Source organism: Mycobacterium sp. GA-1285 (genome assembly GCF_001499905.1).
Lineage (GTDB): Bacteria > Actinomycetota > Actinomycetes > Mycobacteriales > Mycobacteriaceae > Mycobacterium.
The window spans coordinates 149,660-168,060 of the sequence record NZ_LQIS01000054.1 but is presented as its reverse complement, the minus strand read 5'-3'; the positions used below and the strand labels follow the sequence as shown (position 1 = coordinate 168,060).

Here is an 18,401-nt window from a genome sequence, read left to right as displayed (position 1 = left end):
CGAAAAGGCTTAGTCGTCAGAGCCCCGCACCTCTGCCAGCCTCTCGCGCAGACTCTTCGGCCTGATGTCCGGCCAGTTCTGTTCGATGTACTCCAGGCATGCGGCACGGTCCGCTTCTCCGAAAACCACCCGCCAGCCAGCTGGAACGTCAGCAAAAGTCGGCCAGAGGCTGTGCTGCTCCTCGTCGTTGACCAAGACGAGAAAGCTTCCGTTGTCGTCGTCAAATGGGTTGATGCTCACAGTTCTCCTGACCGCTTAGTCGACGTACATGGATGGCTCCAAACATACTGAGACCGACGAGCTCGTTCAGCCGTTTCGGCAAAGTTTCCAGATGACGTCCCGGGCACGACGGCGGGTGATCCAGCAAAATGCTGGACAACGCCCTATCCGAGGTCACCAAGGTACTTGCCCGTGACCTGCCGAACACATCGAACGCCTAACGTCCATCGCTCACAGCAAGCACTGAGCAAACAAGCGAGGAGTGGTAAGCAAGACGCTGCTATGAGAGCTAAAAAGACCGGTTGATGACGGACTGCATACCCAGGGCGTCGAAGTTCCGCGAACCCGATTCGCTCGAATCACATATTCGGGAGACCTGTAGATCGTGGGACGAGGCACGGTAGCCAGATGTCGATGTGCCTGACATTCGGCATCCCGCCCGCGGCCTTGATCTCACGCAGAGAAGCCGGACGCCTGACCTGCAAAGAACCATCTGACCGTTGGGCTGCGATGGTTCTTGCAGGACAGCCGCCCGAACCGATCAGAAGTTATTACAGGTAGTGAAAACCGTCTGGTAGAGGCCGAGATATGGCTGATTGGCCGGGTCGTTCGCGATGGCCTCCGCCATCTGCTGCCGTTGCGCCGGCCCTGCCGCCAGGAACTGATTCAATCCGGCCGTCATGGCCGGAGAGTTGCTGACTACCGCCGCGGCAGTGGGGTCTGCAGCCTCGAGCGCCGACATCAATTGCGGGTACGAGCAGGTGGTGTTGACGGCCGGACTGAGGTCAGGAGCGGCCGAGGCGATGCCGCCACCGGCGGCCAACGCGATTCCCGCACCGACGATCACGACGTTCAGTCTCGACACCGACAGTTGCATCATGTGTGTACACCCTCCCCGGGTAAGATAGGTTTTACTCGACTCTAATCGTTCCACTGGCTCTGAACGTTTCATTGCCTACAAGTCATTGCCTACGAGCGCACACGGCAAACCATCGCTACGGCATGATCAATCCCCCCAGCGAACGTCGACGTTGCCAGGCAACCGAAGCGAGATTTCAACAGCGCTGTCTTCACGCTCGTCGGCTGCCGCACAAGGGCCGTTCCGGCATGGCACCGCGCTAGCCAAAGTCACTCACGGATATGTTTCGCCGTTCGACGGGACTCCCGCCAAGCGGTGTTTCACGCTTTCCGGCCGCGGATGCACCCTCCAGGGCCACCAGAACCAACGTCCCAGCAGTGCGGCGATGGAAGGAGTCATGAACGCACGCACTACCAGAGTGTCGAACAGCAGACCCAGCCCGATGGTGGTGCCGACTTGTCCGATGATGCGCAGGTCGCTGACCACCATTGACATCATCGTGAAGGCAAACACCAGGCCGGCGTTCGTCACGACCTTGCCGGTGCCGCCCATGGCCCGAATGATGCCCGTGTTTATTCCCCCGCCAATCTCCTCTTTCATCCGCGAAACCAGCAGGAGGTTGTAATCGGAACCTACCGCCAACAGGATGATCACCGACATAGCGAGCACAAGCCAATGCAACTCGATGCCGAGGATATGCTGCCAAATCAGGACCGAGAGCCCAAACGAGGCCCCCAGCGACAATGCGACCGTCCCCACGATGACGAGCGCCGCGACGAGACTTCGCGTCAAGATCAGCATGATGACCAAAATAAGACAGAGCGCGGCCACACCCGCGATCAAGAGGTCGTAAGTCGAGCCCTGTTGCATGTCCTTATACGTGGCCGCCGTCCCACCGAGATAAATCTTCACATCCTGTAGCGGCGTCGCTTTGAGCGCCTCCTCAGCCGCCTCTTTTATGGCGTCAACCCGCGCGATCGCTTCGGGCGATCCGGGCTCGTCTCTATGCGAGATCATCAAGCGCATCGCCTTCCCGTCCGGCGAGAAGAAGAGGCCCATCGCGCGCTTGAAATCCTCGTTTTGGAAGACCTCCGGAGGGAGATAGAAGGAGTCGTCGTTCCTGGCAGCGTCGAAAGCTCTGCCCATGGCGGTGACGTTCTCGCTGGACTCAGCCATCTGGGCAAGCATCCCGGACATCGTGCTGTGCATCGTCAGCATCATCGTCCGCATCCTCTTCATGGTGGCAATCATCGGCGGGAATTGGGCGATCATCTGCGGCATGAGAACTTGTAGCTGATCGAGATCTTTGAGGAGGTCGGCCATCACAACGCTGATCTGCTCGGCGCCATCGAGCGCATCGAATATCGATCTGATCGCCCAGCAGATCGGTATATTGAAGCAGTGCGGCTCCCAGTAGAGATAATTGCGGAGCGGCCGCCAGAAGTCGTCGAAATCCGCAATATGGTCCCGCAGCTGGTTTAATTCCTCCTCGAGCGAATGTGCGCTTGCGACCATCCGGTCAGTGATGCCGACAAGTTTGACCATCAACTCGTAATTGCGTTCCATGAGGCTTATCAGAACCGACATATCGTCGGCCTGTTTGAGCATATCTCTTGCTCGATTCTGCTGGAACGGCAACATCTGAACCTGGCCGGCATTCTGCAAACTCAGCAGGAACGGAATCGATGTGCGTTCAATCGGGGTTCCCTCCGGTCGGGTGATGCCCTGCACTCTGGAAACTCCCGGTACGGCGAACACGCGCTTCGCCAATTTATGCAAAACCAAGAAGTCGGCCGGATTGCGCATATCGTGATCCGACTCGATCATCAAAATCTCTGGCATCATTCGTGATTCAGGAAAATGACGCTCAGCGGCCGCATACCCTACGTTGGCCGGTATGTCCTGCGGCACGTACTGCCGATCATTGAAGCTGCTTCGGTAGCCTGGCAGCGCCAGCAACCCGACAAGCGCAAGCGCACACGTCGCAACCAGAATCGGCGCGGGCCAGCGGACGATCGCCGTACCGAGGCGCCGCCATCGACGCACAGCGACTTTGCGCTTGGGTTCGAATAAGCCGACGCGGCTCCCTACGGCGATTCCCGCCGGAACCAGCGTGACCGCCACCGCGACGACCATGAGCATGCCCACCGCGCCCGGGACGCCCAGTGTCTGGAAATACGGCAGCCTTGTGAAGCTCAGGCAATAGATAGCTCCGGCGATAGTCAAACCGGAACCCAGAACGACTTTGGTAACGCTCCGGTAAGTCGTGTAGAACGCGGATATCCGATCCTCGCCAGCTTGACGCGCCTCGTGATAACGCCCGAAAAAGAAGATTCCGTAGTCCGTACCCGCTGCAATCCCCAGCGATACCAATAGATTGACCGCGAACGTCGAAAGTCCGATGATCCCATTGTCGGCGAGCAACGCGACAATTCCCCGCGCCACCTGCACTTGAATGCCGACCATAAGCAGCACGCAAATAACAGTTACTATCGAGCGATACACGAAAAGCAGCATCGTGAGAATCACGATGACGGTGACCACGGTGATCTTGAGGATCGAGTCATCGCCGGCCTTGTTCATGTCCGCCATCAGCGGTGCGGGGCCCGTGACATAGGCGGTGACGCCCGCGGGCGGCGCCGTTCGCGCCACAATGTCACGGACAGACTCTACGGACTCATTCGCCAGGGCTTCGCCCTGGTCTCCCGCGAGATTCACCTGCACATAGGCGGACTTGCGATCACCACTTTCCGCGCCCGGCGCTGTGAGCGGATCCCCCCAAAAATCCTGCACATGGTTCACGTGCTTCGTGTCAGCTTGCAACTGACGAATCAACTCGTCGTAGAAGGCGTGCGCCTCGACACCGAGCGGCTGCTCGCTCTCCAGGACGATCATCGCGAAGCTGTCGGAATCGGATTCCTCGAACACCTGGCCCATGTGCTTCATCGCCTGGTAGGAAGGCGCGTCTTCGGGAACCTGCGATACCGACCGTTCCTTGCCGACCTGTTCCAGGGAAGGCACGGCGAAGAACAGAACCGCGGTGATCGCCAACCACACAATGATGATCGGCACCGACAAAAGGTGAACCGCCCTCGCAATGAACGGCGGCCTGCTTCTCAGCTGTTGATCGCTCATGCGGGCATGAATATGCAGGTGATCAGGTCAGTCACGGCGGGTCCGGCCGACACCATCACTGCTGCCCGCGTTCGTGTCTCAGCAGCGAACTGACGAGTGGGCGATTCCCGAACCGTCGGCGCAGACTCTCGGGACGGGGATGCACACGTTGCGGCCACCAGAACCAACGTCCGAGCAGTGCGGCGATAGACGGCGTCATGAACGCACGCACCACCAGCGTATCGAACAGTAGGCCCAATCCGATCGTCGAACCCACTTGACCCATCGTGCGCAGGTCGCTGACCAGGAGTGCGAACATGGTGAACGCGAAGACCAATCCCGCGGCCGTCACCACCCTGCCGGTACCGCCCATCGCCCGGATGATGCCGGTGTTCAAGCCGGCGCCAATCTCCTCTCTCATACGGGAAACCAGAAGCAGGTTGTAATCGGATCCCACCGCCAACAGAACAATCACCGACATCGCGAGCACCACCCAGTGGATTTGAATGCCCAGGATGTGCTGCCAGATCAGTACCGACAATCCAAATGCTGTTCCCAGCGAGAGTGCCACTGTGCCGACAATGACCAGGGCGGCGATGAGACTCCGCGTCATTATCAGCATGATGATGAGAACCAGACAAAGCGCAGCGACTCCGGCGATCAGCAGGTCGTAGGTCGAGCCCTCGACCAGATCTTTGGCCATGGCTGCGGTGCCGCCCATCGATATTTTCGCGTCCTCGAGGGGAGTGCCTTTGAGGGCCTCCTCGGCGGCAACCTGAATCGGCTCGACGCGGGCAATTCCTTCGGGCGATGCCGGATCGTCACGTTGGGTGATGAGGAACCGGGCCGCCTTCCCGTCGGGAGACAGAAAGACGTCCATTACCTTTTTGAAATCCTCGTTCTCGAAAACCTCCGGCGGTAGATAGAACGAGTCATCGTTTTTCGCGGCGTCGAAGGCCTTACCCATGGCGGTGGCATTCTCGCCGCCCTCCTCCATCTGGGCGAGCATCCCGGACATGGTGCTGTGCATGGTCAGCATCATCGTCCGCGTACTTTCCATGGTCGCGATCATGGGGGGGAACTGGGCAAGCAGCTGCGGCATGAGCGCATCAAGCTGATCGAGGTTAGTGACCAGCTCGCGCATCTCGACGGTGATCCTGTCGACTCCGTCGATCACTTCGAATATCGACCTGAGCGACCAGCAGATAGGAATGTTGAAGCAGTGCGGCTCCCAGTAGAAGTAATTGCGGATCGGCCGGAACCAGTCGTCGAAATCGGAAACGTGGTCCCGCAACTCGTTTGTGATGTCTTCGAGCTCGTGTGTTGTAGCGACCATTCTGTGAGTGGTGTTGTACAACTCCTGCATCAAGCCGTACATACGTTGCATGAGCGCGATCGTCTCGGCCATTTCGTCGGCCTGCTCACGCATGTCATCCATACGATCTTTCTGAAACGGCAAAGTCTGCAGCTGACTCGCCTGGCCCATGCTGATGAGATAAGGAATAGTCGTATGTTCGAGCGGCTCTCCTGCGGGCCGAGTCGGACCCTGGACCCTCGCGATTCCCGGGACATCGAGGATGCCCTTGGCGACTTTGTTCAGGATCAGGAAATCGGCCGGATTCCGCATGTCATGGTCGCTCTCGATGAGCAACACATCAGGCGTCATCATGAGCGCCGGGGGGAAGTGACGCTTGGCAGCCTCGTACCCCATGTTGGCGGGGATGTCTTTCGGGATGGTTTCCTGATCGTTGTAGCTGGGTTTATATCCCGGCAGGGCCAGTAGGCCGATGAGGGACGCCGCGCAGGCCGCCACCAGAATAGGGCCGGGCCAGCGCACAATCGCTGTGCCGATTCGCCGCCACCCGCGGGTGAGGACTTTGCGCCTCGGCTCGAATAACCCGAACCGGCTCCCAGTGACGATAACCGCCGGAATAAGTGTGAGAGCTACCGCCACAGCTACGAGGACACCGACAGCGCCGGGCACACCCAGCGGTTGGAAATATGGCAAGCGAGTGAAGCTCAGGCAGTAAACGGCACCGGCGATAGTCAGACCGGAGGCCAGGACCACCTTGCCAACACTGCGGTATGTGGTGTAGAAGGCCGTCAAGCGATCCTCGCCGGCTTGGCGAGCCTCGTGATAGCGCCCGAAAAAGAAGATGCCGTAGTCGGTTCCGGCGGCGATGACGAGCGACACCAGCAGATTGACGACGAAGGTAGTGAGCAGGACTATATGTTGATCGCCGAGAAATGCGACGAAACCCCTGGCGACCTGGAGTTGCAGCCCAACCATCACCAGGGACACGAGTACGGTGACGAGCGACCGGTAGAGGAAAAGCAGCATCAGGAAGATCACCGCGACGCTGACCGCTGTGACCAGCAGGACTGTCCGGTTGCCGCTTTCACCTAGATCCGCAACGAACGCCGCCGGACCGGTGACGTAAGCGGTGACCCCGGGCGGCGGGGGCGTACGCGCCAGGATGTCTTTGACAGCTTCGACAGATTCATTCGCCGACGCTTGCCCGAGATTTCCCTTGAGGTTCACTTGGACGTACACGGCCTTGCCGTCGCCGCTCTGCGCGGCGCCCGCTGTGAGCGGATCCCCCCAGAAGTCGCGAACGTACTCCACGTGCTTCGTATCGGCTCTCAACTGGCGAATCAACTCGTCGTAGAAGACATGAGCTTCGTCGCCGAGGGGCTGCTCCCCCTCCAACACGATCATGGCCACGCTGTCGGAATCGGCTTCACCGAAGACTTCGCCCATCCGTTGCATCGCCTTGAAAGACGGCGCCTCGTCAGGAGTCAGTGTTATCGCGTTTTCCCTCTCGACCTGCTCGAGTGAAGGGACGGCGACACTGAGGACGACCGCGATAGCGACCCAAGCGAGGATGATCGGTATAGCCAGTACATGGATCGCCCGAGCGACGAATGGCGCTCGTTGGTGCACGTTGGGTCTACTCATGCGGCTTTCACCAGGCAGTACGTGAACGCGTTGACTCCTTGGCTGGTTCGCTCCGCCTTGACTTCACCGTCGACCGTGATGCGGCAGCCGATGCTGCTGCCAGTGCCTTGCGTGACCAGGTTGCCCACGATTGCAGCGCCGGAGAGGTCGTAGGTCGCAGACCACGGCAGGCTTGCGCTCTCGACGAACTGTGGTTCAGCGTCGGGATCGAAGAAGCTGATGTCCGCTGACGTTCCCGGCGGGCCGAACACTTCGTAGACCAGCGTCTTGGTGGTGTACGGTTCCTGCTCCTCGAGTTTGGTTTCGGCATACGAAGGACGATTCTCCGATCCGAAAACGGTGCGCAGCCTCGACACGGTGAAGCCACCAGCGACGATCACCACGAGTATGAGTAGCGGGATCCACAACCGCTTCAGGATCCTGAGAATCGCGAATCCCCTCCGTTCGTCTCCATGTCCGCCGCCTTATCAGTCGCTCGAACATGCAACTACACATCGCCCGCGACACGCCAGACGGCTTGGCTGTGGATGCGGTGAGCATCCGGGGCTAGCCGCGTAGGGGGTCACGGCAAACGCGCATCGCCTCGGGGAGCAAAACCCGATCTCGTCGAGTAAAGCATGCCGCTGGCCTCCACAATCTCCCTGTTCTCAACGCGATACGCGATCGTAATCCATGCCGTCTGCGCTCAAGCACGGTATCCGCTTGTTCCTCTGCGGACAAATTACATACCGACCCTTCCGTCCGGTGACGGAGGGACCCATCGCGGGGTGCGGCAGGGGGAGTCGCTGACCACCGGCAACCGGCGGCGACTTCGCCTCGTCACCCCGAAAGGGTCAGCGGCACATGTCACCTGGAGCCACGAGAGAAGAAGTTGAGTATGGCCGAGTTCACCGCCTGTGGCCGTTCGAGGAAGCCGAGGTGTCCGGTGTGGGGGATTTCGCGATACTGTCCGTGGGGTAGGGCGGCTGCCACCTCGGCGCCAAGATGCGGAGGCATGACGAGATCGTCTGCGAATCCGATGACCAGGACGGGAACGGCGATCACCCGGTAGACACGCAGCCGATCGGTGGTCGGCGCGACGCCGTACTGGCAGCGGAAACCGGGAGTCGACTGCGTTGGCCACATGGTGAACGTGTCGATCCAGTTCTGCACGGTGGCATCATCGTTCAGGGTCTTCGGCGAGAAGTTCTCGAGCAGGCGCAGCTTCGCTTCGTAAGTCGATGGCAGCTCGATGCCGGCTACGACGAAATCCTCTTCGGCCGTACGGAAGAACTCACGGGCGCGATCGTGACGTCCACGTGTGGCCATCAGCGCTGCCTCGCTTACCAACTCGGGCCTGGCCAGCATCAGTTCCTGTGCGATGTAGGAGCCCATCGACGTCGCCACGATCCGAACGGGGGCAGCGACGACCTTCTCGATCAACTCGGCGGTGTCTGCAACCATTGTCGCAGTGTCGAAACCGTCCATGTTCGCGGTTGCGCCGACGCCCCGGTTGTCGAAGGTGATGACGCGGTAGCCGGCCACACGGAACGCCGGCACCTGATGAATATCCCACGTGCGGCCTACACCGCCCTGGCCGGCGATGAACAGCACCGGATCGCCACTGCCGCGGTCTTGAAATTCCAGGTTCACCACGGTCGGACGGTACTACGCGCGGTGAAGTAGTCTGGCCGGCGGCCCATATCGGCTACGGTTACACGGCGCTCGAAGAGGCAAGCGTCGGAATTGGCAGCCGTCGTAGCCACGAGGGGGGGGTTATCCCCCCCTAAACTGTGCGGTAATCGGCATGTCGCCCCGTCGCCGCGATCCGTACGTTGAGGGTATGGTCGCAGTCACGGATCCAACGGTCGAGCCGACCAGGGCTGACACGGTCACGACGCCGACGCTCGGTCGTCGCATCGGCGTCGTGCCCAGCGCGTCCTTCATCGCGGGCGCGGCGATCGGCGTGGTGTGGCTGTGGGTGCCGATCGCGATCGCCATCCTCGGGATCACCTTGATTCCTACGGTGATCGGGTTTGTCGTCGCCGCCATCGCATTCCTGTACCTGATGCGCGGAGCAGAGTGGCTCGAGCGGGTGCGTAGCGAGGCCGTATTCGGCATGGATATCCCGGTTCCGGCTCGAAAGAGCTCACCCCGCAGCGGTTTTCAAGGCTGGGTCCATCAGCTGTGGCTGGACATCAGCAGCACGCGGTTCTGGAAGGGCTGCATACATCATCTCGGCCGGATGGTCTTCGATTCCGCGGCCGGTGGTCTGGCGCTTGCTCTGCTGGTGTTCGCATTGCTGGCGCCTGCAGCAGCGTTCGCCGCGGGCGGCGGCGACGACGCCGGGTCGTCTTTCCTTTCGCCGGCGCTGGCATTACCGCTGGCAGCGGTCGCGTTGGCGGCCGCCGCCGCAATCGTCGTGTTCTCGCCCATTCTCGACGCGAAGATCGACCTGTGGCTGCTGTCGCCCTCGCCGACCGCCATGCTGCAAAGCGAGGTTGATGCGCTGGCCGACGCCAGAGAGAGCGCGGTTTCATCAGCACACTCCGAGCGGCACCGCATCGAACGCGATCTGCACGACAGCGTGCAGCCGCGACTCGTCTCCTTGGCGATGACAATCGGCCTCGCCCAGACCAAATTCGACACCGACCCGTCCACCGCCAAGACCCTGATGGCGGAGGCCCACGAAGACGCGAAAACCGCCTTGGTGGAACTGCGTAACGTCGTACGCGGCATCGCACCTACGATCCTGTCCGACCGCGGCCTGGACGCCGCGCTCTCATCGGTGGCGCAGCGCGCACAGAACACGGGAATCTCGACAACACTCAACATCGACCTACCCCGGAGCCTTCCTGCGGAGACCGAGTCCGTCGCGTATTTCGTTGTCGCCGAGACTCTCACGAACATCGCGAAACACGCAGGAGCATCGCGGGCCGTGGTGACGGTGCGGCTCGATCAAGCCGACAACAAGCTCCATGTCTCGGTATTCGATGACGGGCGCGGCGGTGCGCAGATCACCGACAGCGCGCTGGCCACCGGCTTGCGCGGCCTGGCCGATCGGGTACGCGCCGCCCGCGGCACATTCACGGTCTCCAGTCCCCCCGAGGGCCCGACCACTATCACGGCGGTGCTGCCATGCGCATCGTGATAGCCGAGGACTCAGCCCTGCTACGCGCGGGTATCGAGCGCATCCTCACCGACGCCGGCCACGAGGTGGTGGGAAGCGTGCCTGACGCCACGAACTTATTGTCCCTGGTCAACGAGGCCAAGCCTGATCTCGTGATCGTCGATGTGAGGATGCCGCCGACGTTCACGGACGAAGGAATCCGGGCAGCCGCACTCCTGCGCAGCCAGAATCCCGAGTCGCCCGTACTGGTGTTGTCGCACTACGTCGAAGAGCGCTATGCCTCCGATCTGATCACGTCGGACACCCGTGGCTTCGGCTACCTGCTCAAGGACCGCGTCGCTGACGTGCCGGCGTTCGTGGATGCAGTGGCCGTCGTAGGCGGCGGCGGAACTCTCCTCGACCCCGAGGTCGTGTCGCAGATCCTTGCCCGATCGCATCGCCGCAGCGCGCTGGCGCAACTCACTCCCCGCGAGGCCGAGGTATTGCAGCTGATGGCCGAAGGCAGGACCAACTCGGCGATCGCCACGACCCTGCACATGTCCACCGGTTCCGCGGAGAAACACATCGCCTCGATCTTCACCAAGTTGGGGCTGGCCCCCGACGACACCGAGAACCGCCGTGTCCTGGCGGTCTTGCGTTACCTCGAGTCTTAACGAAGGAAAGGATCACATCATGACATCGATCGCCCCCCTCCGATCCGTCGGACAAATGACGATGAAGACCGACCTCGAGGTGATCGAGGATGCTCTGGCGCTCATCGAGCTCGAGGATGGGTGGACTCAGGGCACCTACTGCCGCGACACCGAGGGCAATCAGGTCAGTCCGGTCCCCGCTTCACCGGGCGAATGGGTTCGAGTGCGCACCGAGCACGTCGGCGCTGGTGGCTATGTGGCACGCACCGAGGCTGGAGCGACACCATGCAAGTTCTGCTTGCAGGGGGCGCTGCGCGTGGCGTCGGGTTATTGGCAGCACGGCGCTCAAGCTGACGCGGTGCGCGAGCAGGTCCAGCGACTCGAACAGCTGCTACTGGAGCTCGCCAACTCCGTCGCGGCACAGGTTTGGCCGAGCGTCAGTGCCTACAACGACGATGCGCGCACGACCAGAACGGACGTAGTGCTGACACTCAAGCGCGCCGCCGCCCACCTCGATGCGCAGATGCCGAAGCAGCGGTGAACATCACCGACATCGGGCCGACGGCCCGCATGAGGTGTCGGCAGAGGAGTTGCCTAGTCCCCCCGGGGCAGCTCCTCTGCCGCCCCTGATGTCCCGCCTCGACCCCCGAACTGTGATGCGTGTCGTCCTCGTCACGATCGCAGTGTTGGTGTCCGTCGGCACCTTGGGCGGCCTCGGGATTCTCGCGTTCGGGCTCGCCACCAGTCGCGTCGTCATCTTTTCACACCCATTGCCAGCGGACATGCGATCGCTGACCATCGACACGGGGAACGTTTCGGTGCCCGTCCGCTTGAGCACCGATGCCGACGCCACCGAGTCCCGGATCGACCTGCGCATGTTGGTGAGGAGCGATCACAACGAGCTGACGGTGGAGAGCGACGATGTCGACACCCGGGTCACGTTCGGCGACTACAGATCCGGCTACTTCTGGTTGGACACTCTCGGCGAGATGAAAGTCATCCTTTCGCCCGATGTCGCACAAGACATGAGCGTGACGATCAACCACCGAACCGGATCGCTGTTCGCAGATGCCGACCTCGATCGGCTGACCGCGAAAACCGATGACGGCGACGTCACTCTCGACGGCTCGGCCCGCGCGATGAATGTCCACGTCCTCCACGGTGCCGTCAAGACCAGCGCCAGAATCGCCGTTGCCGAGTCCTTCAGTGCAACAGTCGAATCCGGCAACATCTCGGTGGACTTCTCTGCGGCGCCGCACAATACGGAAGTATCTGCCGGCGGCGACATCGACTTGAGGTTGCCCGGCCCTGGGCCATATCGAGTGCATGCCCGATCCGAGCGACTGCATGGCGAGACGGTTACCGTGCCGGAGACCGACGATCGGGAGGCGCCTGCCGTGAAGGCCAGCTCGACGAGCGGCAATGTGCGGATCACCGAACTGGGCTGAGACGGTCGGCTCCAACGTCGCGCTCGGCGAAGTCGAAACCCTTTGCAGCAAAGGTTTGGCAGAAGTCCGGCAAACCATACGTTTGGCGGCTAATCAACAGCGGTTGCCGACTGGTCGCGTCCGTCGCTCCGGACATGTCGCAGGCGGCTCCGGCGTCTCCGTTCGCACGGCCTCCCGCATTTCCTACGCGGCGTCAGGCAATATTGCCTATATGGACAGCGGCGGAGCCTCACCCCGGGTGCTCGTGGTCGACGACGACCCCGACGTGCTCGCCTCGCTCGAGCGCGGGCTGCGGCTGTCGGGATTCCAGGTGGCCACCGCCGTCGACGGCGCCGAGGCGCTGCGCAGTGCGACCGAAACGCGGCCGGACGCGATCGTCCTGGACATCAACATGCCGGTGCTCGACGGCGTCAGCGTGGTCACCGCACTGCGCGCGATGGACAACGACGTGCCGGTCTGCGTGCTGTCCGCCCGCAGTTCTGTCGACGACCGGGTCGCCGGTCTGGAGGCCGGCGCCGACGACTACCTGGTCAAACCCTTCGTGCTCGCCGAATTGGTGGCCCGGGTGAAGGCCCTGCTGCGTCGGCGCGGGTCCACGGCGACGTTCTCGTCGGAGACCATCCAGGTCGGGCCTTTGGAGGTCGACATCCCGGGCCGCCGTGCCCGCGTCAACGGCGTCGACGTCGACCTGACCAAGCGCGAGTTCGACCTGCTCGCGGTGCTGGCCGAGCACAAGACCGCCGTGTTGTCACGCGCGCAGCTGCTCGAACTCGTCTGGGGCTACGACTTCGCCGCCGACACCAACGTCGTCGACGTCTTCATCGGCTATTTGCGCCGCAAGCTCGAAGCGGGCGGTGCCCCCCGGCTCCTGCACACCGTCCGCGGAGTGGGGTTCGTGCTGAGGACGCAGTGACCTCGATGAAGACCCCATGAGCCTGCTGTCGCGGATCTTCCGCCGAACCCCGTCGCTGCGCACCCGCGTCGCATTGGCCACCGCGATCGGCGCGGCAATCGTCGTCGTCATCGTCGGGACGGTCGTCTGGGTCGGTATCACCAACGACCGCAAGGAACGCCTCGACCGCCGGCTCGACGAGGCCGCCGGCTTCGCGATCCCGTTCCTGCCGCGCGGCTTGGACGAGATACCCAAGTCGCCGACCAACCAGGACGCCGTCATCACCGTTCACCGCGGGAACGAGGTGACGTCCAACTCCCACGTGGTTCTCCCGCAGCTCGAACCCGGATACGCCGACACCTACGTCGACGGTGTGCGCTACCGGGTCCGCACCGTCGACATCCCTTATTACCCCGGGCCGATGTCGGTGGCCGTCGGCGCCACCTACGACGCCACCATCGCCGACACCAACAACCTGCACCGGCGGGTGATCATCATCTGCGTGTTCGCCGTCGGCGCCGCCTCGGTGTTCGGCTGGGTACTGGCCGCGTTCGCGGTGCGTCCGCTCAAGAGCCTGGCGCAACAGACCCGCCAGATCGACACCGGTGACGAGGATCCCGACGTCGAGGTGCGCGGCGCCACCGAGGCCGTCGAGATCGCCGAGGCGGTCAAGGGCCTGGTCGAACGCGTGTGGAAGGAACAGGACCGGACCAAGGCCGCGCTGGCGTCGGCCCGCGACTTCGCCTCGGTCTCCGCACACGAACTGCGCACGCCGTTGACCGCGATGCGGACCAACCTCGAGGTGCTGTCGACCCTTGACCTGCCCGAGGACCAGCGCAAAGAAGTGGTCAACGACGTGATCCGGACCCAGTCGCGCATCGAGGCCACGCTCAGCGCGTTGGAGCGACTGGCGCAAGGCGAGCTGTCGACCGCCGACGACCACGTGCCCGTCGACATCACCGAGTTGCTCGACCGCGCCGCCCACGACGCGATGCGGGTCTATCCCGATCTGGACGTGTCGTTGGTTCCTGCGCCGACGATCATCATCGTGGGCCTGCCCGCCGGTCTGAGGTTGGCGGTCGACAACGCGATCGCCAACGCCGTTAAGCACGGCGGTGCCACACGCGTGCAACTGTCGGCAGTCAGCTCGCGCGCGGGCGTGGAGATCGCGATCGACGACGACGGTGTCGGCATTCCCGAGGAGGAGCGCTCGATCGTGTTCGAACGGTTCTCGCGCGGGTCGACGGCCTCGGTGTCGGGCTCGGGCCTCGGCCTGGCACTGGTGGCCCAGCAGGCCGAATTGCACGGCGGCACAGCGTCTTTGGAGGAAAGCCCGTTGGGCGGCGCTCGACTGCTGTTACGCCTGCCCGGCCATCAGTGATCGGTTGCCTGGGCGCCGAAACTGAACTTCTGTACGAAAAGCTGCCCATCTGACGCGCACAAGTTCAGTTTCGGCGTTGGTCAACGGGTAGCCAGAAGGTCGATGACAAATATCAGCGTCTTTCCGGAGAGCCGGTGCCCGCCGCCGGCGGGACCGTAGGCCTGCTCCGGCGGGATGACGAGCTGTCGTCGACCGCCGACCTTCATTCCCGGAATGCCGTCCTGCCAACCCTGGATGAGTCCGCGCAGCGGAAACTCGATCGACTCGCCGCGGTTCCACGAACTGTCGAATTCCTCGCCGGTGTCGTACTCCACGCCGACGTAGTGCACCTCGACGTTGGCGCCGGGCACCGCTTCAGCCCCGTTGCCGACGACCAGATCGGTGATCACCAATTCGGTGGGCGGAGGGCCGTCGGGGAAGTCGATTTCGGGCTTCTGCCCTGAACTTGACGTCACCGCACTCACGGTAGTCGGGCAGACTGGGTTGATGGCGAAAGACTTCAACACGGATGCCGACATTCTCGACCAGGTCAACAGGCTGGTCGCCGAGGAGCAGGATCTGCGGGCCAAGCTGCAGAACCGCGAGATCGACGAATCCGAGGAGCATCGCCGGCTGAAGGCCGTCGAGGTGCAGCTCGACCAGTGTTGGGACCTGCTGCGGCAGCGCCGGGCTCTTCGGGAGACCGGCGGCGACCCACGCGAGGCCGAGGTGCGTCCGCCGGACGAGGTCGAGGGCTACCTGAACTGAGTCCCAGCTACGCTGCCGGAGCCGCTTCGGCGGCGACATATGACGCCGGAGCCGCTCCGGCGGCGACATATGATGCCGTCGTCGTCGGGGGTGGGCACAACGGTCTCGTCGCGGCGGCCTATCTGGCGAAGGCGGGGCGCCGGGTGCGGCTGCTGGAGCGGCTCGACCACGTCGGCGGCGCCGCAGTGTCGGCGCACGCGTTCGAGGGAGTCGACGCCCGGTTGTCGCGGTACTCCTATCTGGTCAGCCTGCTGCCGCGGCGCATCGTCGACGACCTGGGCGCGCGGGTGCGCCTGGTGCGTCGCCGCTACTCGTCGTACACGCCCGATCCGGCGACCGGCGGACGAACCGGACTGCTGATCGGCCCCACGTCGACGTTCGATACGATCGGGGCGGCCGACGACGAGGCCGGCTTCGCCGAGTTCTACCGCCGGTGCGGTGGGTTGGTCGAGCGGATATGGCCGACCCTGCTGAAACCGTTGCGCCGCCGCAGCGAAGTACGACGTCTCGTGGACGACGACCGCGCATGGCGGTTGATGATCGAGGAGCCGATCGGTCACGGCATCGCATCGGCCGTGGACAACGATGTTGTGCGCGGCGTGATGGCCACCGACGCGTTGATCGGAACGTTCGCCCGCCTCGACGACCCGTCGTTGATCCAGAACGTCTGCTTCCTCTACCACCTGCTGGGCGGCGGAACCGGTGACTGGGACGTGCCGATCGGCGGGATGGGCGCGGTGAGCGGCGCGCTGGCGGCGGCGGCCACTGGTTTCGGTGCCGAAATCACTTGCGGCGCACAGGTATACGCGATCGATCCGGACGGCGACGTGCGATACCACCACAACGGCGTCGAGCGCACCGTGCACGGGGACGCGGTTCTGGCCAACGTGACTCCGACGGTGCTCGCGGCCTTGCTGGGTGAGCCGGCGCCGGAGTCGACGCCGGGTGCCCAGGTCAAGGTGAACCTCATGCTGCGGCGTCTGCCGCGGTTGCGCGACGACACGGTCACCCCCGAGCAGGCGTTCGGCGGAACGTTCCACATCAATGAGACATTCAGCCAGTTGGACCGGGCCTACCTGCGGGCGAACCACGGTTCTGTGCCGGACCCGCTGCCGTGCGAGATCTACTGTCACTCGCTGACCGATCCGTCGATCTTGTCCGACGAACTTCGTGTCGCCGGGGCACAGACGTTGACGGTGTTCGGTTTGCACACTCCCCATCACCTGGTGTCGTCCGGTGATCCGGATCGGATGCGGGATACGTTGACGTCGGCGGTGTTGAACTCATTGAATTCCCTTCTGGCCGAACCGATTCACGATGTCCTCATGGAGGATGCGGCGGGCCGGTTGTGCATCGAGGCGAAGACGACGGTCGACCTCGAACACTCACTCCGCATGACGGGCGGGCATATCTTTCATGGCGCATTGACGTGGCCGTTCGCCGAGGACGACGAACCACTCGAAACCCCGGCGCAGCGCTGGGGTGTGGCGACTTCACATGACCGAATTCTGTTGTGTGGCGCGGGCTCACGTCGTGGAGGCGGAGTATCGGGGATCGGCGGACACAACGCCGCGATGGCGGTGCTGGAGAGTTAGTCGATCACCGGACATCGGCCGCCACCAACGGTTCCAGTCGATCGGCCGACCGCAACGCCCTACCGGAGGTCGAGTAGAAGCCGAGCGCGATGATCGCCACCCCGAGTGCCGCACAGATCAGCCACAACGGCCGGGTGGCCTCCGCGAAATCGGGACCTGTCGCGACCAGCGCGCCGCCTGCAACCGAACCACACAGGGCCACACCGATACTCACGCCGACCTGCCTGCTGGTCGAGGCAATCGCCGACGCGGCGCCTGCCCGATCGGTCGGCATACCGCTGACCGCCGCGTTGGTCACCGGGGCGTTGACCATCGAGAATCCGATACCGAAGACGGCGAAGATCACGAGCAGCTCCCAAACGGGCGTCGCCGCCGACAGCTGAGCGAGCATCACCGTCGCGGCCGTGATCAGCACACCCGATACCAACAACGACGGCCGAGCGCCGAACCGCCCCACCATCCGACCCGACACCGGCGAGAACACCAGCGCCCCAACGGCTATCGGCAGATAGATCAGCCCGGTGTGGAACGCCGAGAAACCACGCTCGTCCTGCAGGTACAGCGACATCATGAACAGGAACGCCCCCCAGGACGCGAACGCGCACACCGCGATCATCGTCGCCGACGCGAACGGGATGCTCCGGAAGAACCTCAGGTCGATGAACGGGTCGTGGCGACGGCGCTCGTAAGCGACGAAGCCTGCGAAAGCCAGCGCAGAGGCCACCGCCACCGCGACGGTTTTTCCATCGCCCCACCCCATCACCGGGCCCTCGATGAGCACGAAGACGAGGCCGAACAGGAACGCCATGCCCAGGGCCTGTCCGATCGGATCGACGTCGCGCATCGTCGCCGACTTCGACTCCGGAACGAAGATGACCGTCAGCAGGATCGCCAGCGCGCAGATCGGCAGATTGATCCAGAACACCGCGCGCCAGTTGATCCACTCGATGAGTGCGCCGCCGACGATCGGCCCCGCGGCCATCGAGATCCCGACGACGCCACCCCACACGCCGATGGCCCGGGCCCGTTCCACCCGGCCGGTGAACACCTGCGTGATGATCGACATCGCGACGGGGTTCATCATCGATCCGCCGATCGCTTGGAGGAAGCGGGCGGCGATCAGGGTCTCGATGTTCGGCGCCAGGCTGCACAGCAGCGACGCTAACGCGAACACCGTCAGCCCGATCTGGAACGTGCTCCGCCGGCCGAACCGGTCCGCGGCCGCTCCCGACAACAGCAGCAGCGACGCCAGCACCAGCGTGTAGACGTCGATCACCCACTGCAGCTGGGAACCGGTGGCATCAAGATCGGCGCGAATGTTGGGTATCGCGACGTTGACGATCGTCGCGTCCATCGACACGATCAACAGGCTCAGGCAGCACGTCACCAGGATGACGGCCTTGCGCCGGGAGCTCAGCGACTCGTTCACGACGCCGAGTGTGGGGT

16 protein-coding genes are annotated in these 18,401 nt (G+C 63.2%); 8 read left to right on the top strand and 8 right to left on the bottom strand.

Features of this window, described 5'->3' with window-relative positions; translation table 11 throughout:
* Positions 1-9: 9 nt before the first annotated feature.
* The 6 genes from AU193_RS21645 to AU193_RS21620 form a co-directional block, all read right to left on the bottom strand.
* Positions 10-240 carry an MbtH family protein gene (locus AU193_RS21645; protein WP_064424421.1) on the bottom strand — a complete coding sequence of 77 codons (231 nt, stop codon included), beginning with the start codon at positions 238-240 and terminating at the stop codon, positions 10-12.
* A 520-nt stretch (positions 241-760) separates the two neighbouring features.
* Positions 761-1,099: a hemophore-related protein gene (locus tag AU193_RS21640; RefSeq protein ID WP_064424420.1), complete on the bottom strand. Its 339-nt coding sequence runs from the start codon at positions 1,097-1,099 to the stop codon at positions 761-763.
* Between the two features lie 252 nt (positions 1,100-1,351).
* Entirely contained in the window at positions 1,352-4,213 is a 2,862-nt protein-coding gene (locus tag AU193_RS21635; RefSeq protein WP_064424419.1) for an RND family transporter, read from the bottom strand.
* A 55-nt stretch (positions 4,214-4,268) separates the two neighbouring features.
* A complete protein-coding gene (locus AU193_RS21630; protein WP_064424418.1) occupies positions 4,269-7,151 on the bottom strand; it encodes an RND family transporter in 2,883 nt (960 codons plus the stop codon).
* Entirely contained in the window at positions 7,148-7,570 is a 423-nt protein-coding gene (locus tag AU193_RS21625; protein ID WP_156425322.1) for an MmpS family protein, read from the bottom strand. Before AU193_RS21625 ends, AU193_RS21630 begins: the two co-directional genes overlap by 4 nt.
* Positions 7,571-7,997: 427 nt before the next feature.
* Positions 7,998-8,783 carry an alpha/beta fold hydrolase gene (locus tag AU193_RS21620; RefSeq protein WP_064424416.1) on the bottom strand — a complete coding sequence of 262 codons (786 nt, stop codon included), beginning with the start codon at positions 8,781-8,783 and terminating at the stop codon, positions 7,998-8,000.
* 190 nt (positions 8,784-8,973) lie between these two features.
* Between AU193_RS21620 and AU193_RS21615 the strand changes: the two genes are divergently transcribed.
* From AU193_RS21615 to AU193_RS21590, 6 genes are all read left to right on the top strand, one after another.
* A complete protein-coding gene (locus AU193_RS21615; protein ID WP_064424415.1) occupies positions 8,974-10,281 on the top strand; it encodes a sensor histidine kinase in 1,308 nt (435 codons plus the stop codon).
* Positions 10,269-10,913 carry a response regulator transcription factor gene (locus AU193_RS21610; RefSeq protein ID WP_064424414.1) on the top strand — a complete coding sequence of 215 codons (645 nt, stop codon included), beginning with the start codon at positions 10,269-10,271 and terminating at the stop codon, positions 10,911-10,913. Before AU193_RS21615 ends, AU193_RS21610 begins: the two co-directional genes overlap by 13 nt.
* Positions 10,914-10,932: 19 nt before the next feature.
* The gene (locus AU193_RS21605) at positions 10,933-11,433 is read left to right on the top strand and encodes a hypothetical protein (protein WP_253868009.1); all 501 of its coding nucleotides are present in this window, start codon (positions 10,933-10,935) and stop codon (positions 11,431-11,433) included.
* Between the two features lie 115 nt (positions 11,434-11,548).
* Positions 11,549-12,340 carry a DUF4097 family beta strand repeat-containing protein gene (locus AU193_RS21600; protein ID WP_064424412.1) on the top strand — a complete coding sequence of 264 codons (792 nt, stop codon included), beginning with the start codon at positions 11,549-11,551 and terminating at the stop codon, positions 12,338-12,340.
* A 202-nt stretch (positions 12,341-12,542) separates the two neighbouring features.
* Positions 12,543-13,253 (top strand): two-component system response regulator PrrA, encoded by a 711-nt coding sequence (gene prrA, locus AU193_RS21595; protein ID WP_172798390.1) that lies wholly within the window; start codon positions 12,543-12,545, stop codon positions 13,251-13,253.
* A gap of 16 nt (positions 13,254-13,269) precedes the next feature.
* Positions 13,270-14,613 carry a HAMP domain-containing sensor histidine kinase gene (locus AU193_RS21590; RefSeq protein ID WP_064424410.1) on the top strand — a complete coding sequence of 448 codons (1,344 nt, stop codon included), beginning with the start codon at positions 13,270-13,272 and terminating at the stop codon, positions 14,611-14,613.
* Between the two features lie 80 nt (positions 14,614-14,693).
* Here AU193_RS21590 and AU193_RS21585 read toward each other — a convergent pair whose 3' ends face one another.
* Positions 14,694-15,077: an FKBP-type peptidyl-prolyl cis-trans isomerase gene (locus AU193_RS21585; protein WP_172798384.1), complete on the bottom strand. Its 384-nt coding sequence runs from the start codon at positions 15,075-15,077 to the stop codon at positions 14,694-14,696.
* Positions 15,078-15,099: 22 nt separating this feature from the next.
* Between AU193_RS21585 and AU193_RS21580 the strand changes: the two genes are divergently transcribed.
* Positions 15,100-15,360: a DUF2630 family protein gene (locus AU193_RS21580; RefSeq protein ID WP_064424409.1), complete on the top strand. Its 261-nt coding sequence runs from the start codon at positions 15,100-15,102 to the stop codon at positions 15,358-15,360.
* Positions 15,357-16,955, top strand: coding sequence for an NAD(P)/FAD-dependent oxidoreductase (locus AU193_RS21575; protein WP_082683101.1), 1,599 nt, complete (start codon positions 15,357-15,359; stop codon positions 16,953-16,955). The genes AU193_RS21580 and AU193_RS21575 overlap by 4 nt, the downstream gene beginning before the upstream one ends.
* A gap of 4 nt (positions 16,956-16,959) precedes the next feature.
* On the opposite strand, the gene AU193_RS21570 is transcribed toward AU193_RS21575, so the two are convergent.
* The gene (locus tag AU193_RS21570) at positions 16,960-18,384 is read right to left on the bottom strand and encodes an MFS transporter (protein ID WP_064424408.1); all 1,425 of its coding nucleotides are present in this window, start codon (positions 18,382-18,384) and stop codon (positions 16,960-16,962) included.
* Positions 18,385-18,401: the final 17 nt, after the last annotated feature.